A 22,892-nucleotide genomic window follows, 5' to 3' on the forward strand; every position below is an offset into this window, starting at 1 on the left:
GACCCAAACGGAAAGCAGAAAGCAGAGGCTCATGCCCACAATCGCTTTGGTCGACGACGACCGCAACATTCTCACATCCGTCTCGATCGCGCTGGAAGCCGAAGGCTACCGCATCATGACTTACACCGACGGCGCTTCGGCGCTTGACGGTTTCCGCACCACCCAGCCCGATCTCGCCATCCTCGACATCAAGATGCCACGCATGGACGGCATGGAGACGCTGCGCCGTCTGCGGCAGAAATCCGATCTGCCGGTGATCTTCCTGACCTCCAAGGACGAGGAGATCGACGAGCTGTTCGGCCTCAAGATGGGCGCGGACGATTTCATCCGCAAACCGTTCTCGCAACGTCTTTTGGTCGAGCGCGTCAAGGCCGTGCTGCGCCGCTCGGCGCCGAAGGACCCGACCGTCGCGCCGAAGGAGAACGACGCCAAGGCGCTCGACCGCGGCCTTCTGCGCATGGATCCGGAACGGCATACCTGCACCTGGAAGAACGAGCCGGTGACGCTGACCGTCACCGAATTCCTGATCCTGCAGGCGCTGGCGACCCGGCCCGGCGTGGTGAAGAGCCGCAACGCGCTGATGGACGCCGCTTATGACGACCAGGTCTATGTCGACGACCGCACCATCGACAGCCACATCAAGCGGCTGCGCAAGAAGTTCAAGGTGGTCGACAACGAGTTCGAGATGATCGAGACGCTCTACGGCGTCGGCTACCGTTTCAAGGAAGCCTGAGGCGGCTGGCGCCTTCGCGAAACACTTAAGAGCATCTCCGGTTCTCGTTCCATCGGGACCGGGATCACTCCAAAGCGCGATGAGATCATCGCGCTTTGGTTTATTTCTTGAGCATGATCCTTTCGGAAAACCGCTGCACACTTTTCCGGATCATGCTCTAGAATGTGGGGACCTTCTCAACGCCGTCCTAACACGGGCGTAAGCATTGCTGGACCGAACGCAGCCTGATCCAAACCAGAGCGCCGGCGACGTCGCATCCGACGGCGTTAGGGACCAATTTGCCGAAGCCAAGCCGCAGGGCTTCCGGCCGCTGAACTGGCTGAAGCGCGCCGGGCAGTTCTTCTTCGCGCTGTCCTTTTCCAGCCTGACCCGCCGCATCGTCTCGCTCAACCTCGCCGGCCTCGTCGCGCTGGTCGCCAGCATCCTCTATCTGTCGCAATTCCGCGCCGGCCTGATCGACGCACGGGCGCAGAGCCTCCTGGTACAGGCCGAGATCATCGCCGGCGCGATCGCGGCCTCCGCCACGGTGCAGACCAACGCCATCACCATCGATCCCGACCGACTGCTCGACCTCAAGCCGGGCGAAACCTATGGCGGCACCGACGAATATTCGCCGCTGGACTTCCCGATCAATCCGGAACGGGTGGCGCCGGTGCTGCGCACGCTGATCTCGCCGACCAAGACGCGCGCCCGCATCTACGATCCGAACGGCAGCCTGCTGGTCGACAGCCGCAATCTCGAAAACGTGCTGCGCTACAATTTGCCGCCGCCGGCCGAGAAGCCCGGCATCGTCGAACGCGGCATGGTCGCAGTGCGCACCTGGCTGAACCGCGGCGACCTGCCGCTCTATCGGGAGCTCGGTCCCGAGAACGGCAACGGCTATGCCGAGGTGAGCGATGCGCTCCAGGGCCAGAAGCGCTCGATGGTGCGGGTCAACGCGCGCGGCGAGGTGATCGTCTCGGTCGCGGTGCCCGTGCTGCGCTCGCGCGCGATCCATGGCGCCTTGATGCTATCGACGCAAGGTGACGACATCGACCAGATGGTCACCGCCGAGCGCCTCGCCATCCTGAAAGTCGGCGGCGTCGCGGCCACCGTGATGATCATGCTGTCGCTGCTGCTCGCGAGCACGATCGCCGGGCCCGTGCGCCGGCTCGCCGACAGCGCCGAGCGCGTCCGCCGCCGCATCAAGGCCCGCATCGAGATTCCCGATTTCACCCGCCGCCGCGACGAGATCGGCCATCTCTCGGGCGCATTGCGCGACATGACGAGCGCGCTCTACAGCCGCATCGAGGCGATCGAGATGTTCGCGGCCGACGTCGCCCACGAATTGAAGAATCCGCTGACCTCGCTGCGCTCGGCGGTCGAGACGCTGCCGCTGGCGCGCAACGAGAACAGCCGCGCGCGCCTGCTCGAGGTGATCGAGCACGACGTCAAGCGGCTCGACCGTCTCATCTCCGACATCTCCGACGCCAGCCGTCTCGACGCCGAATTGCAGCGCCAGGACGCGATCCCGGTCGATTTGCGCCGCCTGCTGACGACGCTGGTGTCCGTCGCCAATGAAACCAAGCTCGGCCATGACGTCGCGGTCGAAACACGCTTCGAGGGCCGCAGCCCGACCGACACCTTCGCCGTGAGCGGCCATGATTCGCGGCTCGGACAGGTGGTCTCCAACCTGCTGTCCAACGCACAATCGTTCTCGGAAGCCGGCAACAAGGTGCGCCTCACCTGCCGCCGCGTGCGCTCCGAGATCGAGATCGTGGTCGACGACGACGGCCCCGGCATTCGCGACGACGCGCTGGAGCGCATCTTCGAGCGCTTCTACACCGACCGTCCGCATCAGGGCTTTGGCCAGAACTCCGGCCTCGGCCTGTCGATCTCCAAGCAGATCATCGACGCCCATGGCGGACGCATCTGGGCCGAGAATCGCGCCGGCCCGCCGGATGACGAGGGCGTCCCGACGGTTGCCGGCGCGCGCTTCGTGGTGAGGCTGCCGGCGCTATGAGCCAAAGCAGTTTGAACGAAGGCGAGCCCAGCGTTCACGCCTCCGCGGTCAAGGTCGGGCCTCTGGCGGTGCTGATCCGCGGGCCCTCGGGCTCCGGCAAGTCGCGCCTTGCCTTCGATTTGATCATGGCGGGACGCGCGGGCGTGATCGATAGGGCCGTTCTGGTCGGGGATGACCGTGTCCATCTGGCGACAGTCGGCGATGAAATTGAGGTCCGCCCCGCGCCACGTCTGGCTGGCCTGATCGAGATCCGGGGCCTCGGGATCCGCCACTGCGACTTCGTGGAGCATGCGATTGTCGGTCTCGTGGTCGATCTGGACGCCGCAGACGCCGAGCGCCTGCCGCCGCCGGAAGCGCTGAAAACCAGCATTTCTGGTGTCGAAATACCGCGAATTCCCGTTGCTCGCGACACTTTACCCCTCCCCCTGGTTGTTGCGGCCTTGACCACTACCAAGAGTTCATCTTCCGTTAACCCTCCCGGCGATTGTTTGAAGGGAAATGGTAACCATATGAACCCCACTATCGCGACCGAATAGACCGGCGCAGCTCCCCTCATCCATCCGTCTAGATTCAGGGAGATACGCAACATCCCCTCTTGCGCAGGGGCTCTGGATGGTCAAAGTGGCGCGTTCGTGCGGTGCACCAAAAGCGCCCGCGAGGAGTTTTCCGATGATTGGTCTAGTACTTGTGACCCACGGGCGCCTTGCCGACGAATTCAAGGCAGCGCTTGAACATGTCATGGGCCCACAAAAACAAATCGAAGCGATCACGATCGGCGCCGAAGATGATTCCGATCTCTGTCGAAGCGACATCATCGAGGCGGTTAACCGCGTCGATTCCGGCGATGGCGTTGCGATCCTCACCGACATGTTCGGCGGCACGCCGTCGAACCTTGCAATATCCTGCATGAGCCGGCCGAAGGTCGAAGTGCTCGCAGGCATCAACCTTCCCATGCTGGTGAAGCTCGCCAAGGTGCGCGAGGAGCGTCCGCTGCCCGACGCGATCGCGATGGCCCAGGAAGCGGGCCGCAAATACGTCACCATCGCCAGTCGCGTGCTCGCCGGCAAATGAGCGAGGAGGCGCCACAAGCGGGGACAGGCGTGCCCGCGGGCGCGATCTCCAAGGATCTCCTGATCATCAACAAGCGCGGCCTGCATGCCCGCGCCTCGGCGAAGTTTGTCCAGGCGGTCGAGCGCTTCGATGCGCAGGTCTGGGTGACGCGCGGCGGCGAGACCGTCGGCGGCACCTCGATCATGGGATTGATGATGCTCGCCGCGGGACCTGGCACCACCATCACGGTCGCCGCCGCCGGCACTGACGCCGAAGCCGCGCTCACGGCAATCACCGAGCTCGTTGAAAGCAAGTTCAACGAGGAAGGGGTTTAGCGGCTTCCTCTCGTGTCCCGGACGCGGTGCGGCGCGCAGTGCCGCGCCGCTGAGCCGGGACCCAGTGCATCAACAACTGGACCCCGGCTCTGCAGCGCATCGCTGCGCGCTGCGCTGCGTCCGGGGAACGTCAGGCACAGTGCGTTACTATTTCGCCGGCGGCGCGATGTAGACGTTCCAGCTCATCGACGGGCCGGCCTTGCCGTGGGTGAAGCGGCGCGTGGTCATCACCATACGCTCGGCATTCGGCGCGGTCTCGGATATCCATTGCTCGAACTTGGGCAGGCGTTCGTCGGCAGCATCGAACACGCCGATGAAGCCGTATCGCTTGACGTCGTCGAGCGAGGTCAGTCCGGAGGCCCAGGCTTCGTTCGGCGTGAACGGGCTGGGGTGATCGGCGCTGTAGAACACCATCGGCTGGATCGTCTCCATCGTCCCCGCAACGACGGCCCAGCGCGAGGCGAAGCGTGCGTGCCAGGCCTGGGTCAGCTCGCGCGCGAGATCCGAGCGCGCCCCATAGGTCGCGGTGTTGCCGGCATTGGCCGCCATCTCGCGCGCGGCAATCCAGGGCGAGGCTAGCAGCGTCGCGACGCTGAGCACGAACCAGATCGCAGCGATGTTGAACAGGCTCGCGCTCTGCACGCGCAGCGCGGGGATCGCGACCAGCGCCAAGGGCACCAGGAAGAACAGCGAGATGCCCCAATCGGTCTTCAGGTAGATGCTGAAGACCAGCGCGCCGAGCGGCGGGCCGAATGCGACGATGATCTGGATGATCCAGACGTTCAGCGCCTGCGAGAGATTGACGCTCGAATTGGCGCCGCGCGCCCAGGCGCGCGTGACGATCCGTGCGGGCGCGCGCAGCAGCAGTGCGAACCACGGCGGCACCAGCGCCATCGCGAGCCCGGCCAGCGCCACCGGCAGTGCCAGCAATCCCAGATTATGCAGCGCGTAGCCGGCGACGAGCTGATGCACCTGGCCGCTGTCCGCGAGGCTGTAGGTGTCGCCGGCATAGGTCAGCGGCACGAAATGCGTCTCCGCCAGCCAGACGACATGCGGGATCATCGCCACCGCCATCGTCGCGATCGCCAGCCACGGCGCCGGCGATGACAGGAAGCGCAGTCGCTCCGGATGGATCAGCGCGGCAAGCCCGATGGCGCCGATCATGGTCAGCACCCAATATTTGGTCATCAGCGCCAGCGCGCCGGCAAGTCCGAGCAGGACTCCGGACTGCCAGCTCCGCTTCTCGAACGCATTGAGATAGGCGAGCACGAGCAGCGGCAGCGTGACGAGCTGCAGCAGATCCGGGTTATACTTGAAACCCTTGAAATTGAAGATCGGGTAGAGCGCGACCATCACCACGACCAGGAAGGCGCGGCGCGCATCCACCACGCGCAAGGCCACCAGCCAGCAGATCACCATGCCGACGCTGACGGTCGCCATGGCGAGCGCATAGGTCGCCCAGTCCGCGGGCGGGAACAGCTTGAACCAGACGCCCGCGACCCAGCCCGACAGCGGCGGGTGCTTGCCGTAGCCCCACAGGAATTTCTGGCCCCAGCCATAGGCTTCTGCGACGTCCATATGAACGTCCTGCGCGGCCTTGAGATTGATCAGGATGAAGGTCCAGAGCACCGCGTGCAGGATGGCGAGCTGGATCACCAGCCACAATCTCGCCTCGGGGCGGACCGCGCAGGCAACCAGCCAGGCCCGGAAGCGGGTCAAGCTCAGGCGGGTCTTAGTGCGCGCCCTATGGGTCGGAAGAGACGTGATCGACATGGGCGCTGCCTAGCGCGTTTTGGGCGATGGTGGAATCAGCTTGGCGTGAACAAAGGCCCTGAAATTACAGCAATATGGTTGCCGCACGGGGATGTGAGTGGTATCCCGCGCCCATGACGACCGTCCCCAACATCCGCAATTTCTCCATCGTCGCCCATATCGACCATGGCAAATCGACGCTGGCCGACCGCCTGATCCAGATGACCGGCGGCCTCTCCGACCGCGAAATGGCGGGCAAGGAGCAGGTGCTCGATTCCATGGACATCGAGCGCGAGCGCGGCATCACCATCAAGGCGCAGACGGTGCGCCTCTCGTACCGCGCCAAGGACGGCAAGGATTACATCTTCAACCTGATGGACACGCCCGGCCATGTCGACTTCGCCTACGAAGTCTCGCGGTCGCTGGCGGCCTGCGAGGGTTCCCTGTTGGTGGTCGACGCCAGCCAGGGCGTCGAAGCGCAGACGCTCGCCAACGTCTACCAGGCGCTCGACAACAATCACGAGATCGTCCCGGTCCTGAACAAGGTCGATCTGCCCGCCGCCGAGCCCGAGAAGATCAAGCAGCAGATCGAGGACGTCATCGGCATCGACGCCTCCGACGCGGTGATGATCTCGGCCAAGACCGGCCTTGGCGTGCCCGACGTGCTGGAGGCCATCGTCACCCGCCTGCCGCCGCCGAAGGGTGACCGCGACGCCACGCTGAAGGCGCTCTTGGTCGACAGCTGGTACGACGTCTATCTCGGCGTCGTCGTTCTGATCCGCGTCGTCGATGGCGTCATGAAGAAGGGCAGCCGCGTGCGCATGATGGGCACGGGCGCGGCCTACGACGTCGAACGCGTCGGCTTCTTCACGCCGAAGATGCAGCAGGTCGACGAGCTCGGCCCCGGCGAGATCGGCTTCATCACCGCCGCGATCAAGGAAGTCGCCGACACCCGCGTCGGCGACACCATCACCGACGACAGGAAGCCGGTCACCGAAATGCTGCCGGGCTTCAAGCCGGCGATCCCCGTGGTGTTCTGCGGCCTGTTCCCGGTCGATGCCGACGATTTCGAAACGCTGCGCGCCGCGATGGGCAAGCTGCGGCTCAACGACGCCAGCTTCTCCTTCGAGATGGAGACCTCGGCCGCGCTCGGCTTCGGCTTCCGCTGCGGCTTCCTCGGCTTGCTGCACCTCGAGATCATCCAGGAGCGGCTGTCGCGCGAGTTCGATCTCAATCTGATCGCGACCGCGCCGAGCGTCATCTACAAGATGAAGCTCACCGACGGCACCGAGATCGAGATTCACAATCCCGTCGACATGCCCGACGTGGTCAAGATCGCCGAGATCGACGAGCCCTGGATCGAGGCGACGATCCTCACCCCGGACGAATATCTCGGCAGCGTTCTGAAACTGTGCCAGGACCGCCGCGGCGCGCAAAAGGAGCTCACTTACGTCGGCTCCCGCGCCATGGTGAAATACGATTTGCCGCTCAACGAGGTCGTGTTCGACTTCTACGACCGCCTGAAGTCGGTCTCCAAGGGCTACGCCTCGTTCGACTATCATCTCACCGACTACAAGCCGGCTGATCTCGTCAAGATGCAGATCCTGGTCAATGCCGAGCCGGTCGATGCGCTCTCGATGCTGGTCCATCGCACCCGCGCGGAAGGGCGCGGCCGCGCCATGGTCGAGAAGATGAAGGAGCTGATCCCGCCGCACATGTTCCAGATCCCGATCCAGGCGGCGATCGGCGGCAAGGTGATCGCGCGCGAAACCGTCCGCGCCCTGCGCAAGGACGTCACCGCGAAGTGCTACGGCGGCGACATCACGCGTAAGCGGAAACTTCTGGAGAAGCAGAAGGAAGGCAAGAAGAAGATGCGGCAGTTCGGCAAGGTCGACATCCCGCAGGAAGCCTTCATCGCCGCGCTGAAGGTGGACAGCTGAGGCTGCGCTTGGGGCGAGCCGGCCCCGTCTACGCGGCCGTCAAACTAAAACTGCGAAAACAACCCCATGCACAGTAGCCGCTCCATTGGCGGCATTGCACTTTTTCGATTTTACGAATTCGGTTTGATCCGTCGGGCAAAACAGGGTTATGGCACCTGCATCGCAGGGTGTGCGATGCAGGCATCCACGTTCGCTTCCTGATCGATCACACCTTCTGCTTCGCCTCGACGTACCGCGCAAAATTGTCGAGGATCGCCTGCCAGCCGCCTCGCTGCTGTTCGACCGAGTGCGTCGTTTCGCCATCGAAGACAACGCGGACCACAATGCCGTTCGGGGCGGACACGAACTCGACCTCGGCCTTCCGATCGCCGAACGAATATTCGATCCGCTTGTGCTCGATGATCTTGGTGTAGGTGCCGGCGAAGTCGAAGCCCATGCTGCCATCCTTGGCTTCCATCCGGGACGAAAAGTCGCCGCCTTCCCGCAGGTCGACCGTCGCCTTGGTCGTATGCCAGTCGTCGGACGCCGCATTCCACTTCACGATGTCGGCAGGCGTCGTATAGGCCAGCCAGACCTGACCAATGGGGGCTGCGACGCTGGTTTCGACGGTGATCCTCATGGGTATTGCTCCAGTATGATTTCGGCGGCCCGAGGTGACATCAATTCACCCGTGCGGGATCCATGCTCCGCTCGTGCGGGACATGTCCATCAAAGGACGAACGGGCCCCGTCGATGCCGACATGATCGAACCATCAATACGATAAAAGAGGGGCCATCGGGGAGGCGCGCGCCCCACCTGCCCGCAGTCCGCGTCAGCAGATCTTTTGAAAACGCGCGCGCCACCGCGATGCCTTGACCGGCGGAAGCACGTAGCTTTTGCCTTCGGCCGAGATCTTCAGGGGCTGCCCGGACTCCAGGAGATCGAGGACGCGGTCTTCCAGCACGCGCCATTGATCATCGGCAAGCCCGGGATGACCGAGGTCCGCCTGGTTGAACATCGAGGTGCTCGGCGGGAAGGTAGAGGGGCCGGAATATGTAAAGCCGGCGAAATCCATGTGCGTCTTGCCGTTACCGATCGTGATCGAGGCCTCGGTGTGTTCCTGTGTCGGCGCGTTGCCCGGATAGACCGCATCCAGCTCGAAATGCGAACCGCAGCCGATGCGGAATACCGTCTTGCCGCGCGGGTCGGAAAAGACGAGCCATGGCCGATCCTGGCGGTCCATTTCGAACGTCCATGCGCCGCTCCACATGTCCTTCGATGGGCCGCCGGCCGCCGCTGCGGCAGACAATCCGAGCCACGTCAGGGCGACGACAAGTTGGAGCAGTCTTGCATGCTTCGTCATGGCCCCCTCAACGCGATCCGCTGATGATCCTCACACTAAGGACGTCTCGATCGGCCCGGCCGACCTGCTCAGATCGGCCTTGTCTTCCCTCGAATGGCCATCGACCGCTTCAGCACCTGCTCGGCGTCGGCATGGCGGCCTTGATTCCTGTAGAGACCGGCGAGGTTGTCCAGGACACCGGCAAGATCCGGATGATTGGGGCCGACGGTTTTCTCGAAAGTGACCACCGACCGCTTGAACAGCCGCTCGGCCTCGGTGTTCCGTCCCTGACGCGCATACAGCGCACCCAGATTGTTCAGCGCCTGCGCGATGTCGGGGTGAACAGGACCGAACGCCTTCTCGGACACCACCATCGACCGCTTCAGCAGCCGCTCTGCGTCGGCATAGCGATGCTGCTGGATGTAGGCATCGGCCAAATTGTTCATCAGCACCGTGGCTTCGGGATCGTCGGGACCGAGCGCTTTCTGCAGCACGGCCAGGCCCCGCTTGAACAGCGGCTCGGCCTGATCGTATCGGCCCTGACTGCTGTAGACGGCGCCGAGATTGCACAGCGGCAACACGATCGACGGGTCGTCTGAGCCGAGCATCTTCTCGTCGATGGCGATCGATCGCTTCAACAGCGGCTCCGCTTCCGCGTAGCGCCTTTCCGCGCGATAGAGATCGCCGAGATTGTTCAGCACCATTGCGACTTCCGCGTGATCCGGGCCGAACGTCTTCTCGCGGATGGCCAGCGCCCGCTTGTACAGCGGCTCGGCAACGGCGTGTTGGCCGAGATTGTGATGGATCGTGCCGAGGTCGCTCAGCGGCATCGCGACGCGCGCGTCATCCGGGCCGAACTCCTTCTCGTGAAGGGCCAGGGACTTCTGGGCCAATGGCAGCGCTTCCGCGTACTTCCCGGCCCGATAAAGCGCCTTCATCTGCTGCGTGAGCGCGCCCGTCTCGTCCTCCTCGCCGTAGGACGGCGCGCCGAACGATAGGCTCAAGGCAAGTGCGGTGACCGCAACGCAGATCGATGCTTTCAGGGTCTTCATCGCGCTTGTCTCTCGTCGCAGGCACAAAGGGAGCCAACACGCCGTTGGTGCTCCCGGAAGCCGGACAGGTTCAAGGCGGCGGCTGGCGGACCCATCGCCGGCGGTTTCGCCGACCTCAACCAGCACAAGAGCGATCGATCATGCGGCTGTGCGCAGCCGGCGGGCAAAAGCAGATCATCATTGCCCGAGCTGCTGAAGCACGGCGGACCACAGCGCGAGCGGCTCCCTGAGGGCTCCCGGCTCGGAGGGCTTCTGACGAACGGCGGTGTGCACCATGATGAGCTTGGAGGTTGGATCGACCAGGATGACCTGACCGCGGATGCCAAGCAGCGCAAATCTGCGCGGCTCGCGAGGCAGGAGCCACACCTGATAGCCGTAGCCGAAATAGGATGTGGCCACGCCCGGAGCGAGATGGCCATCGCCCGGTCTGACGGTCGTGGCATCGAGCAGCCACTGCCGGGGGATCAATTGACGGCCTTCCCAGGCGCCGTCATGTGCGAGCAGCCGGCCCAGGCGCGCATAGTCGCGCAAGGTGGCGTTGAAGCAACAAAAGGCAATCTCTTGCCCGCTACCGTCGATCGCCCACGAGGCATCCGCTTCGGTGCCGATGGGGTCCCAGATCCGGTCGTGGAGATAGTCGGCAACCGGCGTGCCGGTGGCGGCGCGCAGGACCAGGCCGAGGATTTCCGTTTCAACGCTGGCATAGTGCCATTTGGTCCCCGGCGGTGCGGTTCGAATATTGAATTGCGCGACGATGGCAGCGGGGTCCTTTGGCTCATCGACGAACAGCGCCCGCCCAAGCCGGGCGATGTCATCGTGCCCATCATAGACTTCCGAGAATTCGACGCCCGAAGACATGTTGAGCAAGGCCCGGATGGATGTGTTTCCATATTCCGTTCCTGCAAGGCCGGGGACGTAGGTCGAGACGATGTCGTCGATCGACTTGATCCGTCCCTCCGAGACCGCGATCCCGACCAGCATGGCCACCAGCGTCTTCGCCATCGACTGCGAGAGAAAGCGGTCGCGGTCGGTCCGCGCATATTGATAGTGCTCGTACAGGATGGTGTCGTCCCTGGCGATCAGCAGTCCCGTCACCGGGTTGCGCTTGAGGTAGTCCCCGATGCTCAGCCGTTCGTTACCGAAACTGTAGGCGATCGATGGCTCTGGGGCGCGTTTGAATTGCCAGGGCGCCATTGCGCGACCGACCGGGCGCGAAGGGTAGATCTCGCCGAAATGGCTGTAGACCCCGACGAGCTTGTCAACCTGGGTGGCGGTGCCGCGCGCGCCGACCGGATAGCCCATCGCCGCGCCGTAGAGCTCGGCATCGGGGCCACTATCCGAAAAGACCGGCCCCGGCTCGCGGGGAGAGCTTCGGTCGTCCTGTGCGTATGCTGGAGGTGCCAAGACCGCGGCGGCGACAATGACAGACAAGGCAAGCGCGCGCCAACCGCGCGGCCTCCAGAGTGCTTCCCGTTTCATCGGACTTGCCTCCTCGCGCGTTCCTGTGTGTGCGCCTATGAGAACAACCTCGCAGACCGGTGACGAGAGGCATGCTATCATGACGGGCAGAAGGTGTCAGCGTGCGGCCGGTCCGCCTTGCGCCCAGCATCGACAAAACCAAAAGCGCGAGGAAACGCATGAGCAAGCCACCGAGCTCCGACGATGGCTGGGTTGTTGTCGCCACGTGCGCTGATGACTTGTGCCGGGTTGGGCACGATGCTGACGCCGGAGGTGTTGGCTTCCCGACCAAGCGCAGACCATCGCTCGACCTTGGCCGCGCTGTGGCCTGACACCGCCGACTGCCGTCGCCCGATGGCGGCCGTCCCGAGCCCTCTACTCTCTCTGCGCAATCCTGGTGCCATCGGCGATGCGGTCGCTCGGGTGCAGCACGATTCGGTCGCCGGCGGCGAGTCCTGAGAGAAGCTCGGCCGTGCGGTTGTTGCGGTGGCCGATCTTGACGAGAGTGGTCTTGGCGCGGCCGTTGTCGTCGACAAAAACGGCCCATTGATCGCCTTTCCGGAACAAGGCGCTCACCGGCACGGACAAGGCGTCCGGCGCGCTCCAGGTGGTGACATGAACGACAACGCGGTAGTCGTGTCCGAGTGAGGCCCACGCTTCGGGCGGGTCGCTGAGATCGATGGTGACCCGGACTCGCTGCTCCTCGATACCCAGCGCCGAGACCTTCAGGAAGCCGGCGGGGTCGACCCGGACCACCTTGCCCCTGATCGGCTGCCCGCCCCAGCCGTCGATTCGTACGGGCGCGCCGACCTTGATCTGGACGGCGTCGGTCGAAAGCAGGTCGGCCACGATCTCCAGATCGAGCGGGTTGCCGATGTCGACCAGCGGCGTGCCGGGCAGCACCGTCGCCTCGCTGTCCTGGATGATCTTCAGCACCCGTCCGCCCGCCGGCGCCAGCACCCGGACGCAGCACGTCGGCTCGTCCGACGGCGCGGCGTTGGCCGGATCCATCAACCGCGCCGCAAGACTGGTGCGCGTCGCGCGCCGCATGTCGATCTGAGCCTTTGCACTGGCCAAAGCGGCTTCGTTGGTCGCCACCTCGAATTTCGCCTTGTCGAAGGCCTGAGCCGAAATGGACTGTGTCCGCAACAGCGCTTGCGCCCGCTGGAACTCGGTCCGGGCGAAGTCCAGCGCGGCTTCGATCCGCTTCACCTCGGCTTCCTGCTGCTGGATGGCCGCATCCGCAGCCAGCACCTCGGCCTGAAGCTGGTCGCGCGAGCGCACATCGATGAAGCCCGGGAGCGTCGGCTGCATCAGCGCGACGACGGTCTGGTTGGCTACCACCTCGTCGCCGACGTGGAGCGAAGGCCCCTGCTCGCCAAGCGGATGCGAAATCCTCAGGACCTTTCCTGCGATGGGCGCCGAGACCGTGTAGACATGGCGGACGTGCGTCTTGCCGTCGTCATCCGCCGTGACTTCGATCGGCCCTTTCGCGACGGCGGCGAGATCCACCAGAACCGGCCGCGGCCAGGCGAACCAAGCCAGCCCGCCCGCAATCGCGGCCAGAAGCGCAACACCGATGAAACGTTTGGTCCAGTTGGCCGGCATGGCTAGTCTCGCGTCTTGAGGACCGCGACGAGGTCCAGTTTGTCGATGCGTTCGCGGATGATTGCGGCGGAGGCGATGGCAGCCAGCACCACGACGGAGGTCGCGATGACGTAGGTTGAGTGCTCGACGACAAGGCGGACGCGCATCAATTCGCCGGCCAGATTGGTCTTCATCACCCATGCGAGGCCGTAGCCCATCAGCCAGCCGGGCGGCTGGGCGATCAGCGTCAGGATGGCGAGCTCGAGCAGGAGGATGCGCAAGACCTCGCCGCGCGTGAAGCCGAGCACGCGCAGGCTCGCCAGCTCGCGCGCCCGTTCCGACAGTGAGATCCGGGCGTTGTTGTAGACGACACCGAACGCGATCACGGCGGCGAGCCCGGTATAGATGCTCGCCATCGTGGTGACGAGCAATGCGACCGTCTTGCGGAAGTTCACGAGCGAGACGCGCTGCAGCGCCACGCCGCCGACCGGCGGCATGGATTTCACCGCCGCGTAGAAATCCTCCGTCCGGCTCTCATCGAGGCTGAGGCTCACGCTGTTCACGACCGGTGCTTCGCGCATCAGCTTGCGGAGCGCCTCGATGTCCATCATCCCCTTGATGCCGAAATAATCCTCCACCGTCGCCACGACCGGCGTCGTGACCGTGCGGCGGGCCCCTTCCAGCAGATCGAGCTCGACGGTGTCACCGGCGCGGACGCCGAGGATCTGAGCGAGCATGCCTGACAGCGCAAGGCCCGTATCCGGGAGCGCGACCGGGTGGAGGTCGGCGTCGATGATCCGGCGCAAATCGGCATTGGCGGGCCGGCCGCTGATCATGATCCGGCGTTCGACGTTGCCGTGCCGAATCCGGACGGGCACCTCGCGGAACGGCTCGGCGGCGAGAACGCCGGGAAGCCGCCGGACCTGCTCCACGACATTCGCGATCCGCTTCTCGGCAAAGCCGATGGTCGCGTCCTGCCGGTCGGCGAGGAAGTAGGTCACGTCGATCAGGTGCTCCATCGAGTCCCGCGTGAACAAGGAGACGACCAGGATGGCCGTGGCCAGCGCCATGCCGAGCGTCGTGAACGCGGCGCGGACCGGGTGTCGCGCGATGTTGCGGATCATCATCAGCGTCGGCTGCGAAACGAACCGGTCGAGCTGGATGCTCGCCGGCAGCAGCCGCCGATAGACCGGCGGCGCGGGCGGCTGCATGGCAACGGCCGGCGGCAGCTTGACCACCTCGCGCAGCGCCCGCAGCGCGCCGACGGCGGCCGCCGCCGCGCTGAGCGCGCCCGCGGTGACGTACAGGTCCGGCGCCTTCGCGAAAACAAGGAACGGGAAGTGGAAGAAGTCGCCGAACAGGGCGGTGACGCGCAATCCGAGCCAGGTGCCGGCCGCGCCGCCGACGAGGATGCCGATCGCCACGATCAGCGCCACGAATTTCAGATAGTGCAGCACGACGCTGCGATCGGAATAACCCAGCGCCTTGAACAGGCCGATCTGCTCGCGCTCGAGTGCGACCAGCCGTGTCAAAGTGAGATTGACCAGGAACGCGGCCACCAGCAGGAAGATCGGCGGCAGCGTGCGGCTCATGTTGTTGAGCATGTCGAGCTCATGATCGAGCCAGGCGTGCGAGGTCTGGTCCTTCCGGCCATGGGCCGCCTGGCCGCCGTAGGGGTCGAGCAATGCGTCGAGCCGCGCGATCACCTCGCGCTCCGAGGCGCCGGGTTGCAGCTTGAGCGACACCGCCGAGAACGCGCCGTCGAGATCGTAGACGCCCGCGAGCGCCTTCTCCGACATCCAGACGATGGCGTAGCGGCGATCGTCCGGCATCAGGTCGCCTGGGCCGACGGTGTAGACGAATTCGGGTGACAACGCCGTGCCGACGATCACAAGCTCGCGCTTCTTGCCGTTCAGGATGGCCGAGAACCGTGCCCCTTCCGAGAAGCCGTGAGCCCGCGCGAACGGCTCGTTGACGACGATTTCTTCGGAGCGGCCGGGCTCCGGAAGCCGTCCGGACCGCATGTAGAGGCGATTGAGATGCGGCTCGCCGCTATCGGGGAGCGAGACGAACTGGGCGCTTGCGGGCTCCGAGAAGCCGGGAATGTCCAGCAGCGCCGGCTTGGCGATACGAGCATCGACGGCGGCGACGCCGGGGATCTCGCGGATCCGGTCGGCGAGCGCCTTGGGTGCGCGCTTCGCCTGCGCGAACACGTCGCCGAACCCGTAGCGTTCGTAATATGCGATCCGCGTCTCCTCGAGCGATCGATGCGAGCCGACCGCGAGCACCAGCGTCGCAACGGCCCCTCCGATCACGAGCGCGACGGCGAACACCTGCGCCCAGAGCCTTCTGACATCGCGAAACAGCTTGATGTCGAGCACCGTCATGGCCGTCACCAGGTGAGCTCGGCGGCTTGCCGCCGTGTCTCGTTGGTCTGAATCCGGGAGATCCGACCGTCGGCGAAGAACAGCACCCGGTCGGCGACCTCCTGAATGCTGGCGTTGTGGGTAATGATGATCGTGGTGGTGCCGAGTTGCCGGTTCACCCCGAGCAGCGCTTCGATGACGCGAATGCCGGTCTTGGAGTCCAGTGCTCCGGTCGGCTCATCGCACAGCAGCACCGCCGGCCGCTTCGCGATGGCGCGGGCGATGGCGACGCGCTGCTGCTCGCCACCTGAGAGCTGCGCGGGAAAGTGGTGCATCCGCTCTTCCAGCCCGACCAGGGCGAGGGCCTCGTCGGGCCGCATCGGGTCATGAGCGACTTCGGTCACCAGCGCGACGTTCTCATACGCGGTGAGGCTCGGCACCAGATTATAGAACTGGAAAACGAAGCCGATATGGTCGCGGCGATATTTCGTCAGTTCACGATCTTCCAGATCCGTCAGGTCGAGGTCGCGGAATGACAGCCTGCCGCTGGTCGGCCGGTCGAGACCGCCCATGATGTTGAGCAACGTCGTTTTGCCGCTGCCGGAGGGGCCGAGCAGCACGACCACTTCCTTCTCGGCGATCTCGAGATCGACCTTGTTGAGGGCATGCACCATCACCTCGCCGGAGCCGTAGGTCTTGGTCAGGGCTTTGGCAGTGAAGACAGGCTGGCTCATCGAATTTGCCTGCGCATTCGTGGTCAGAATTACAATGGCCGAAGGTTAGGATGCACGCCGCGATCGATTACGGCGAGCAACATCGCCATCGCGCTCATCAGGCCGAGGCCCGCGAGAGTGATCACCGTCTGCGATGCCAGTCCGTTCCAGCCCAGGCTGAGCACCGCATGAGCCGCGGAGGACAGCAAGACACCGATGCAATAGATCGCAAGCGAGTATTCGCCGCATCTGATCAGCGGAAGCAGTGCTCTGGTCTTCAAGATGGCGGCATTGCTTGGCAGAAGGCGCCAACAGAGCAGTGCGAGCGCAGCAAAGTGCAACAGCCGCAAGATGTCGAGATTGGTCTTATCGACCGGGTAGATCAGCCGCGACAGCCATCCCGGCACGTAATCTTCAATGGCGTGGATCTGCCAGCCCAAGGTGATCACGAACGAGAACAGGACGAAGCTCGCCGCCAGAACGGCAAGAGCGCGGGAGTTGATAACGGCAAGTTGCCAATCGCCGCGGTCCGCGCCCCACCAGATGCCGATGACGAACAGCAACTGCCAGTTCAGCGGATTGAAATAGAGTTGCCCCCTCGGATAGGCCGGGATGTACCAGTCAAACAGATGGGCGAGAACATAGAGCGCAACGGATCCGGTCAGCGCCAGCGGCCAGGCGCCTATCGCGAGCGGCAGGATCAGGATGAGCGCGAAGTGCAGGATGACCATCAACAACAGAGGGTCCAGGTTGACCGGAGAATAGCGCAACATGGCGACCTGAAGCAGTGTTTCTCCGGGGTGTTGCAGCAGGATGGCCAGGTTGGCGTGATCGAACATGTCGGGCTGCCATGTCGCGATGTAGGACACTTCCGCCAGCAACACGACGACGGTCAGGATTTGCGCGACATAGATCTCGCACGATCGCCTCAGCATGCGTAAGCTCGCAACCCCAAAGCCGGAGCGGCGAAACAGGTCGCCGTAGACGATACCGGACGCCAGGCCCGACAAGAACACGAGAATCTCTGCCGCGTCGCTGAAGCCGAAATTCTTGGGCGTGAACCTGTTCAGATAGCTTTCCGGGATGTGATTGATGAAGATCCACCATAGGGAAAGGCCCCGGAACAGGTCGATCCGGAGATCGCGCTTCATCAAAGCGGGCGGTATGATCGCAATCGGTTTCACTCTTGCGCGCTTCCTCTCCTGATGGGTGCGCCTCCCTGCATTGGCAAAGTGCTTCACTGGCTCCGGTGAGCTGATCGCCCAGGATCAGCCGTGACGATAGGTGCCGGCCGAGCCCTGCCGGAGGATTCGGCTCAGACGCGGTATGAAACCGGGGACATCAGCAGCGTACTTCGCATAGGCTTCGCCGAATTCCACCCTGGCATCCCGCTCCTCGTCCCTGGCGAGTTTCACGTACATGACGGTCAAGACCGGAAACATCGCCAGCGTGAGGATGGTGGGCCATTGCAACAGGAAGCCGAGCATCACCAGGACGAAGCCGACATATTGCGGATGCCGGACGTAGCTGTAAGGCCCGGTGGTCGCGAGGCTGCGGGTCTGCTGCGCGTCGTACAGCACCCTCCAGGCCGCGGAGATCAGGATGAACCCGGCCCCGATGAAGATGAAGCTCAGAATGTGGAACGGACCCGCGTGCGGATTGGTCTTCCAACCGAACATCATCTCGAGCAGGTGGCCGGCGTCGTGCGAGAACCAATCGATGTTCGGGTAGCGCGACTGCAGCCAGCCGGACAGGAAGTAGATGGTCAGCGGAAAGCCGTACATCTCGACGAACAGCACCACCAGGAACGCGCTGAACGCGCCGAACGAGCGCCAGTCGCGCGAGGTCTGCGGCTTGAAGAAAGTATAGGCGAACAGGATGAACACCGCCGAATTGACGATGACGAGGCTCCAGAGACCGTAGGCGGGCGCAGCGTCGTGCATCACACGCTCCTTTGGTCGTTCGGCCGGCCGCCGCCGTGATGGTGACCGTGCCCTCCGTGCATGAAGACGTGCATGAGCGGACAGGCGAGCAGCGGCAGCCAGATCAGGAGCCCGAGAACGTGAGCCCGATGTTCGGTGAACAGGAGCGCGCCGGCGATAGCCAGGAATCCCAAGAGAACGAGGCCAGCCTTGGTCTTGACGGACATGCCGCCCTGTGAGCCCTCGCGATACCCGGGATGGTCTTGCACGGTCATGGCACCCTCCTGCGGCCATTGGGAGCCTAGCGGCGCGGTCGTCATCAGAGTTGATTCACGTCAAGGTCGCGCCAAGCCTCCTCACTTGCCTTGCATCGGCATGGCGCCCATCCGCCCCTGCATCATCGGCATCATGCCCATGTGCGGCGCGAGCACTTCGTCGGCGGTCTTTTTCTGCTCGTCGGAGAGAGGGCCGACGAGGCCAAGGGCTCGGAGCCGGCGTCGTCCTTGAGCTTTATCAACATGACCCCTGCCGCCGGACGTTATTTTGAAACATCCGCAACCCGGAGAACCGAACATGATCACCAAGAAGCTCCTCGTCGCCGTCGGCGTCGTATCCCTGCTTGCCGTTCCCGCGATGGCTCAAACCACCGACAAGGAAAAGAACGGCCATCACTACAGCGGCGGCCCGAAGACCGAGGTCCCGCACCATATGGGCAAGAAGGAAACGATCGGCAGTTCTTCGACCTCTGGTTCGGGCGGTCACCACTACACGGGAGGGCCAGGCACCTCGACGCCGCACCACATGGGCGACAAGAAGTAAGCCGGACCTAGCCGGTCTGCGACCCCCGCAAGGTCGGTTCGCCGCCGTCATTCCGGGGCGCTCACAAGGCGCGACTCGGAATGACCACGCATTGCTTGATCCCGTCCGCCAAATGGACCACCATCGCGCCTCTACCGCTCACGGCAGAAGGAGCGAGACAACGCGGATGCAGGAGCTTCCCGGAGTTGGTCTAGTCGAACGCGCCCGCGCCGTCGCGCCGCTGATCGCGCGCGAGGCGGACGAGATCGAGCGGTCGCGGCGGCTGACGCCGTCCGTCGTCGCAGTTCTGATCGAGAACGGGCTCTATCGCGCGCTGCTGCCGCAGAGTCTCGGCGGCGCGGAAGCCCCGATCGAGACCTTCATGCAGATGCTGGAGGAGATCGCGAAGGCGGATGCATCCACGGCCTGGTGTCTCGGCCAGTGCAGCGTCTGCGCGATGATCGCGGCCTGGCTCGATCCCGACACCGCGCAGGAGATCTTCAACGTAGCCCCCGGCATCCTCGCCTGGGGCGCGATCGCGCATGAGGCGCGCAGCGTCGAGGGCGGCTATCGCGTCACGGCGCGGTGGGATTTTGCCTCAGGCTCGCGGCAGGCGAGCTGGCTCGGAGCGCATGTGCGGATCGTCGAGGCTGACGGCACGCCGCGGAAGAACGCCGATGGCTCGCCGGAGGTGCGCACCATCCTCTTTCCCGTCGCGAGCGCGACGTTGCACGACGTGTGGCAGGCGATTGGCCTCGCGGGCACCGGCACGGATTCCTACGAGGTGGCGGACCTCTTCATCCCCGAGCGCTTCACGGCCTTTCGCGACGTGCCGGCCGCGCTGCGCGAGCCGGGTCCGCTCTACAGGATCGGCACCGGCGCGACCTTCAGCCTGGGCTTTGCCGCGGTCTCGCTCGGCGTCGCACGCGCCACGCTGGATGCCGCCATCGCCTTGGCGCGCGCAAAGCACCCCTCGCTGGCAGGCACCGCCATGCGCGACAATCAGGCCGTACAGGGTCTGATCGGCCGCACCGAAGGCGATCTGCGCGCTGCCGGCGCCTATCTCTACGCCACCGCACATACGATGTGGCGCGACCTCTGCGCCACCGGCGAATTCAGCGCGGCACATCGCAGCGCGGTGCGCTTGGCGGCGACCTGGACCATCCATCAGTCGGCCAAGGTGGTCGACGCCGCCTATCACATGGCCGGCGCGACGGCAGTGTTCCGCAGCCAGCCGTTCGAGCGCCGCTTTCGCGACATGCATGCGATCGCGCAGCAGATCCAGGCGCGGGACACGCACTATGAGGATGTCGGGAAGGCGATCTTGGCGGGGGGCTGATGGCAGCCGCTCAGCGCGCGCCTCGTCCTTCGAGACGACCGCTTTCAGCGGTCTCCTCAGGATGAGGCTAAGGAGCATTGGTGCTCGTTGAGACTAGTGCCGCGCACTCGGCCCTCATCCTGAGGGCCCGCCAACGGCGGGCGTCTCGAAGGACGGCCACAGTCGAGAGCGTTTCCATATGCGAGGGCCCTGGCTGCTTGCGGGAGAGGTTCGCCGAGAGAGCGGTGCATCCCTTAAGTCAGCATCCACTCACGCCACCAGCGCGGCGTCATTGCCGTCGATGCCGCGCTGTGCGGCGAGCAGGCTGACGATCTCGATATTGGGCCGGGCCTTGCTGAACAGAAAGCCCTGGCCTTCGTCGCAGCCCTCGGCGCGCAGGCAGCTCAGCTCGGCTTCGGTCTCGACGCCTTCGGCCGTGATGGTGACGCCGAGGCCCTTGCCGAGGCTGACGATGGAGCGGATGATCGCCTGCGCTTCGCGGTTGGCACCGAGATCGCGGACGAAGGACTGATCGATCTTGATCTTGTCGAAGGGGAAGCTGCGCAAATAGCTGAGGCTGGAATAGCCGGTGCCGAAATCGTCCATCGAGATGCGCACGCCGAGCGCGCGCAGGGCATGCAACGTCGCCAGCACCTGCGCGCTCTTTTCCAAGAGCAGCGTCTCGGTGATCTCGAGTTCGAGCCGCCGCGGCGGCAAGCCGGAATGCTTCAGCGCGTCCGTCACCATCGAGAGCAGATTGCCGCTGCGGAACTGGAGCGGCGACAGATTGACGGCGACGCGGACGTCGTCCGGCCAGGTCGCAGCATCCAGGCACGCCCGGCGCAGCATCAGCCCGCCGAGCGGATTGATCAGGCCGGTGTCCTCGGCAACCGGAATGAACTCGGCCGGCGAGACCATGCCGCGCTCGGCATGGGGCCAGCGCACCAGCGCCTCGAAGCCGGTGATGCGGCCGCTCTGGAGGTCGATCAGCGGCTGATAATACGGACGCAGCACGTCGTTCTGGATCGCGTCGCGCAGCTCGACCTCGATCTTGCGGCGGCTCTGCGCTTTCGCATCCAGCGCCGCCTCGAAGAAGGCGAAGCTGCCGCGCGCATCCTGCTTGGCGCGCGACAGCGCCATGTCGGCGCTCTTGAGCAGCTTTTCGGACTCATCGCCATCGCCCGGCGCCATCGCGATGCCGATCGAGGCGCCGATCACCACGGAATGACCGTCGAGCAGATAGGGATCGGCGATGGCCTCGAGCAGGCGTTTGGCTAGGCCCACCGCGTCCTCGGGCCGCGTCAACCCGCTCTGCACGATCGCGAATTCGTCGGAATTGAGCCGAGCCAGCTCGTCTTCCTCGCGAAGTGTCGAGCGCAGCCGCTTGGCGACGCCGCGCAGAAGCTTGTCGCCGACCGCGTGGCCGAGCGTGTCGTTGACCGCCTTGAAATTGTCCAGCCCCAGCATCAAGAGCGTGACCTTCTCGGCGCTGCGCCGCGTGTGCAGCAGCATCTCGTCCATCTGCTGGCGCAACAGGGTGCGGTTGGGCAGGCCGGTCAGGGCGTCGTGCTGGGCCATGAAGGCGAGCCGCGCCTCGGCGCGCTTGCGTTCGGTGATGTCCATCAGCGCAAGCAGCACCGCGGGCCGCTCGGCATAGGTCAGTTCGCGGAAATAGATCGCAAGGTCGATCAGCGCGCCGTCGGCCTTGACGTGCTTCCAGGTGCGGCCGGCCTTTTCCTCGCTCGAACGGTCGGCGGTCCAGGGCGGCTCGCTGTCGAAGGCCTGCAGGGAGCGGATCTTCAGTCGCTCGAACTCGGCGCGGCTGTAACCGTAATGGGCGACCGCGGCATCGTTGACGCCGAGGATGCACTCGTCGTCCAGCGCGCAGACGATCATGGGGACGGGATTGCCGTCGAACAGCAGGCGGAACGAGGCCTCGCGCTGCTTCAGCTCGGTGATGTCGACGCGCAGGCCGACCACGCCGCCGTCATCGGTCAAGCGCTCGTCGATCAGAATGACGCGGCCGTCCGACAGCTTCTGCTCGTGGCGCGCGCCGGGCTGATAGAGTTTTTGCAGCCGCTCGGCGATCCACTCGTCCTCGTGCCCGGCAGCCTCGGGATAGTCGCCGCGGGCGACACCGATGCGCAGCGTGTCTTCGAGACGTGCGCCTTCTTCGAACAGATCGGCGGTCTTGCTGTAGATCTCGGCGTATTTCTTGTTCCAGAGGACGTAGCGGCCTTCGGCATCGAGAAACACGATGCCCTGCGGCAGGATGTCGACGGCCTGGCGCAGGCGCTCATGGGATTTGCGCGCGTCCGCGATCGCAGCTTCCGCCTCGGCGCGACTGCGCAAGACCTCGTCGCGTTCGGAAAGCGCTCGCGGCGTGCGCGCGAAGCGCGGCTTGCGCGGCGATTGGCCGGCCCGCGCAAGCCGCGCTCTGTTTCGCTTTGTTGCTTTTCGAGACTTCAAACCCAACTTCACTCGTCCCAATCGCGCCCCGCGGCGCAAGTCTTGAGGCAAGTGTCTGAAAGAAAAGTAATCTTG

At 64.7% G+C, this 22,892-nt stretch carries 22 protein-coding genes; 9 read left to right on the forward strand and 13 right to left on the reverse strand.

The window, feature by feature from the left end:
- The first annotated feature begins 31 nt into the window (after nucleotides 1-31).
- The 5 genes from XH84_RS39080 to XH84_RS39100 all read left to right on the forward strand — a co-directional run bounded on the left by XH84_RS39080 (nucleotide 32) and on the right by XH84_RS39100 (nucleotide 4,120).
- Nucleotides 32-733, forward strand: coding sequence for a response regulator transcription factor (locus tag XH84_RS39080; RefSeq protein ID WP_008542552.1), 702 nt, complete (start codon nucleotides 32-34; stop codon nucleotides 731-733).
- A gap of 205 nt (nucleotides 734-938) precedes the next feature.
- The gene (locus tag XH84_RS39085) at nucleotides 939-2,735 is read left to right on the forward strand and encodes a sensor histidine kinase (protein WP_128920310.1); all 1,797 of its coding nucleotides are present in this window, start codon (nucleotides 939-941) and stop codon (nucleotides 2,733-2,735) included.
- 11 nt (nucleotides 2,736-2,746) lie between these two features.
- Nucleotides 2,747-3,271, forward strand: a complete 525-nt coding sequence (locus XH84_RS39090; RefSeq protein WP_128920479.1) for an HPr kinase/phosphorylase — start codon at nucleotides 2,747-2,749, stop codon at nucleotides 3,269-3,271.
- A 133-nt stretch (nucleotides 3,272-3,404) separates the two neighbouring features.
- Complete coding sequence (locus XH84_RS39095) at nucleotides 3,405-3,806, forward strand: PTS sugar transporter subunit IIA (protein WP_007597752.1); 402 nt, start codon at nucleotides 3,405-3,407, stop codon at nucleotides 3,804-3,806.
- A complete protein-coding gene (locus XH84_RS39100) occupies nucleotides 3,803-4,120 on the forward strand; it encodes an HPr family phosphocarrier protein (protein WP_128920309.1) in 318 nt (105 codons plus the stop codon). The genes XH84_RS39095 and XH84_RS39100 overlap by 4 nt, the downstream gene beginning before the upstream one ends.
- 147 nt (nucleotides 4,121-4,267) lie before the next feature.
- Here XH84_RS39100 and XH84_RS39105 read toward each other — a convergent pair whose 3' ends face one another.
- Nucleotides 4,268-5,893 carry a glycosyltransferase family 39 protein gene (locus XH84_RS39105; RefSeq protein WP_128920308.1) on the reverse strand — a complete coding sequence of 542 codons (1,626 nt, stop codon included), beginning with the start codon at nucleotides 5,891-5,893 and terminating at the stop codon, nucleotides 4,268-4,270.
- 113 nt (nucleotides 5,894-6,006) lie between these two features.
- On the opposite strand from XH84_RS39105, the gene lepA reads away from it, so the two are divergent.
- Nucleotides 6,007-7,812: a translation elongation factor 4 gene (gene lepA / locus XH84_RS39110; protein ID WP_128948690.1), complete on the forward strand. Its 1,806-nt coding sequence runs from the start codon at nucleotides 6,007-6,009 to the stop codon at nucleotides 7,810-7,812.
- A 205-nt stretch (nucleotides 7,813-8,017) separates the two neighbouring features.
- Here the strand turns inward: lepA and XH84_RS39115 are convergent, their stop codons facing one another.
- From XH84_RS39115 to XH84_RS39130, 4 genes are all read right to left on the reverse strand, one after another.
- Nucleotides 8,018-8,431 carry an SRPBCC family protein gene (locus XH84_RS39115; protein ID WP_128920306.1) on the reverse strand — a complete coding sequence of 138 codons (414 nt, stop codon included), beginning with the start codon at nucleotides 8,429-8,431 and terminating at the stop codon, nucleotides 8,018-8,020.
- Between the two features lie 193 nt (nucleotides 8,432-8,624).
- The gene (locus tag XH84_RS39120) at nucleotides 8,625-9,155 is read right to left on the reverse strand and encodes a hypothetical protein (protein ID WP_128920305.1); all 531 of its coding nucleotides are present in this window, start codon (nucleotides 9,153-9,155) and stop codon (nucleotides 8,625-8,627) included.
- A 68-nt stretch (nucleotides 9,156-9,223) separates the two neighbouring features.
- Nucleotides 9,224-10,186, reverse strand: a complete 963-nt coding sequence (locus tag XH84_RS39125) for a tetratricopeptide repeat-containing protein (RefSeq protein WP_128920304.1) — start codon at nucleotides 10,184-10,186, stop codon at nucleotides 9,224-9,226.
- A gap of 177 nt (nucleotides 10,187-10,363) precedes the next feature.
- Nucleotides 10,364-11,665, reverse strand: a complete 1,302-nt coding sequence (locus XH84_RS39130) for a serine hydrolase domain-containing protein (RefSeq protein ID WP_164936378.1) — start codon at nucleotides 11,663-11,665, stop codon at nucleotides 10,364-10,366.
- A 79-nt stretch (nucleotides 11,666-11,744) separates the two neighbouring features.
- On the opposite strand from XH84_RS39130, the gene XH84_RS42015 reads away from it, so the two are divergent.
- A complete protein-coding gene (locus tag XH84_RS42015; RefSeq protein WP_164936377.1) occupies nucleotides 11,745-11,879 on the forward strand; it encodes a helix-turn-helix domain-containing protein in 135 nt (44 codons plus the stop codon).
- A gap of 140 nt (nucleotides 11,880-12,019) precedes the next feature.
- Here XH84_RS42015 and XH84_RS39140 read toward each other — a convergent pair whose 3' ends face one another.
- The 7 genes from XH84_RS39140 to XH84_RS39170 all read right to left on the reverse strand — a co-directional run bounded on the left by XH84_RS39140 (nucleotide 12,020) and on the right by XH84_RS39170 (nucleotide 18,813).
- The gene (locus XH84_RS39140) at nucleotides 12,020-13,252 is read right to left on the reverse strand and encodes an efflux RND transporter periplasmic adaptor subunit (protein WP_128920302.1); all 1,233 of its coding nucleotides are present in this window, start codon (nucleotides 13,250-13,252) and stop codon (nucleotides 12,020-12,022) included.
- A gap of 2 nt (nucleotides 13,253-13,254) precedes the next feature.
- Nucleotides 13,255-15,618, reverse strand: coding sequence for an ABC transporter permease (locus XH84_RS39145; protein WP_128920301.1), 2,364 nt, complete (start codon nucleotides 15,616-15,618; stop codon nucleotides 13,255-13,257).
- Between the two features lie 5 nt (nucleotides 15,619-15,623).
- Nucleotides 15,624-16,331, reverse strand: a complete 708-nt coding sequence (locus tag XH84_RS39150; RefSeq protein WP_128920300.1) for an ABC transporter ATP-binding protein — start codon at nucleotides 16,329-16,331, stop codon at nucleotides 15,624-15,626.
- Nucleotides 16,332-16,360: 29 nt separating this feature from the next.
- Complete coding sequence (locus XH84_RS39155) at nucleotides 16,361-17,494, reverse strand: OpgC family protein (RefSeq protein ID WP_245472004.1); 1,134 nt, start codon at nucleotides 17,492-17,494, stop codon at nucleotides 16,361-16,363.
- A gap of 84 nt (nucleotides 17,495-17,578) precedes the next feature.
- The gene (locus tag XH84_RS39160; protein ID WP_164936376.1) at nucleotides 17,579-18,253 is read right to left on the reverse strand and encodes a methyltransferase family protein; all 675 of its coding nucleotides are present in this window, start codon (nucleotides 18,251-18,253) and stop codon (nucleotides 17,579-17,581) included.
- Nucleotides 18,253-18,507, reverse strand: coding sequence for a DUF2933 domain-containing protein (locus XH84_RS39165; protein WP_128920298.1), 255 nt, complete (start codon nucleotides 18,505-18,507; stop codon nucleotides 18,253-18,255). The genes XH84_RS39160 and XH84_RS39165 overlap by 1 nt, the downstream gene beginning before the upstream one ends.
- A gap of 81 nt (nucleotides 18,508-18,588) precedes the next feature.
- Entirely contained in the window at nucleotides 18,589-18,813 is a 225-nt protein-coding gene (locus XH84_RS39170) for a hypothetical protein (RefSeq protein WP_128920297.1), read from the reverse strand.
- On the opposite strand from XH84_RS39170, the gene XH84_RS39175 reads away from it, so the two are divergent.
- The gene (locus tag XH84_RS39175) at nucleotides 18,806-19,051 is read left to right on the forward strand and encodes a hypothetical protein (RefSeq protein WP_128920296.1); all 246 of its coding nucleotides are present in this window, start codon (nucleotides 18,806-18,808) and stop codon (nucleotides 19,049-19,051) included. The two genes, XH84_RS39170 and XH84_RS39175, sit on opposite strands and share 8 nt — an antisense overlap.
- A 166-nt stretch (nucleotides 19,052-19,217) precedes the next feature.
- Nucleotides 19,218-20,369 (forward strand): acyl-CoA dehydrogenase family protein, encoded by a 1,152-nt coding sequence (locus tag XH84_RS39180; protein WP_128920295.1) that lies wholly within the window; start codon nucleotides 19,218-19,220, stop codon nucleotides 20,367-20,369.
- Between the two features lie 249 nt (nucleotides 20,370-20,618).
- On the opposite strand, the gene XH84_RS39185 is transcribed toward XH84_RS39180, so the two are convergent.
- Nucleotides 20,619-22,817, reverse strand: coding sequence for a putative bifunctional diguanylate cyclase/phosphodiesterase (locus XH84_RS39185; RefSeq protein WP_164936375.1), 2,199 nt, complete (start codon nucleotides 22,815-22,817; stop codon nucleotides 20,619-20,621).
- Nucleotides 22,818-22,892: the final 75 nt, after the last annotated feature.

It is taken from the genome of Bradyrhizobium nanningense (genome assembly GCF_004114535.1).
Taxonomy (GTDB): Bacteria; Pseudomonadota; Alphaproteobacteria; order Rhizobiales; family Xanthobacteraceae; genus Bradyrhizobium; species Bradyrhizobium nanningense.

Bases quoted from the DNA above. Each gene is read 5' to 3' on its own strand.
- XH84_RS39080 (WP_008542552.1), top strand. From the start codon at position 32: ATGCCCACAATCGCTTTGGTCGACGACGACCGCAACATTCTCACATCC.
- XH84_RS39095 (WP_007597752.1), top strand. From the start codon at position 3,405: ATGATTGGTCTAGTACTTGTGACCCACGGGCGCCTTGCCGACGAATTC.
- XH84_RS39100 (WP_128920309.1), top strand. From the start codon at position 3,803: ATGAGCGAGGAGGCGCCACAAGCGGGGACAGGCGTGCCCGCGGGCGCG.
- XH84_RS39105 (WP_128920308.1), bottom strand. From the start codon at position 5,893: ATGTCGATCACGTCTCTTCCGACCCATAGGGCGCGCACTAAGACCCGC.
- lepA (WP_128948690.1), top strand. From the start codon at position 6,007: ATGACGACCGTCCCCAACATCCGCAATTTCTCCATCGTCGCCCATATC.
- XH84_RS39115 (WP_128920306.1), bottom strand. From the start codon at position 8,431: ATGAGGATCACCGTCGAAACCAGCGTCGCAGCCCCCATTGGTCAGGTC.
- XH84_RS39120 (WP_128920305.1), bottom strand. From the start codon at position 9,155: ATGACGAAGCATGCAAGACTGCTCCAACTTGTCGTCGCCCTGACGTGG.
- XH84_RS39125 (WP_128920304.1), bottom strand. From the start codon at position 10,186: ATGAAGACCCTGAAAGCATCGATCTGCGTTGCGGTCACCGCACTTGCC.
- XH84_RS39130 (WP_164936378.1), bottom strand. From the start codon at position 11,665: ATGAAACGGGAAGCACTCTGGAGGCCGCGCGGTTGGCGCGCGCTTGCC.
- XH84_RS42015 (WP_164936377.1), top strand. From the start codon at position 11,745: ATGACGGGCAGAAGGTGTCAGCGTGCGGCCGGTCCGCCTTGCGCCCAG.
- XH84_RS39140 (WP_128920302.1), bottom strand. From the start codon at position 13,252: ATGCCGGCCAACTGGACCAAACGTTTCATCGGTGTTGCGCTTCTGGCC.
- XH84_RS39145 (WP_128920301.1), bottom strand. From the start codon at position 15,618: ATGACGGTGCTCGACATCAAGCTGTTTCGCGATGTCAGAAGGCTCTGG.
- XH84_RS39150 (WP_128920300.1), bottom strand. From the start codon at position 16,331: ATGAGCCAGCCTGTCTTCACTGCCAAAGCCCTGACCAAGACCTACGGC.
- XH84_RS39160 (WP_164936376.1), bottom strand. From the start codon at position 18,253: ATGCACGACGCTGCGCCCGCCTACGGTCTCTGGAGCCTCGTCATCGTC.
- XH84_RS39165 (WP_128920298.1), bottom strand. From the start codon at position 18,507: ATGACCGTGCAAGACCATCCCGGGTATCGCGAGGGCTCACAGGGCGGC.
- XH84_RS39175 (WP_128920296.1), top strand. From the start codon at position 18,806: ATGATCACCAAGAAGCTCCTCGTCGCCGTCGGCGTCGTATCCCTGCTT.
- XH84_RS39180 (WP_128920295.1), top strand. From the start codon at position 19,218: ATGCAGGAGCTTCCCGGAGTTGGTCTAGTCGAACGCGCCCGCGCCGTC.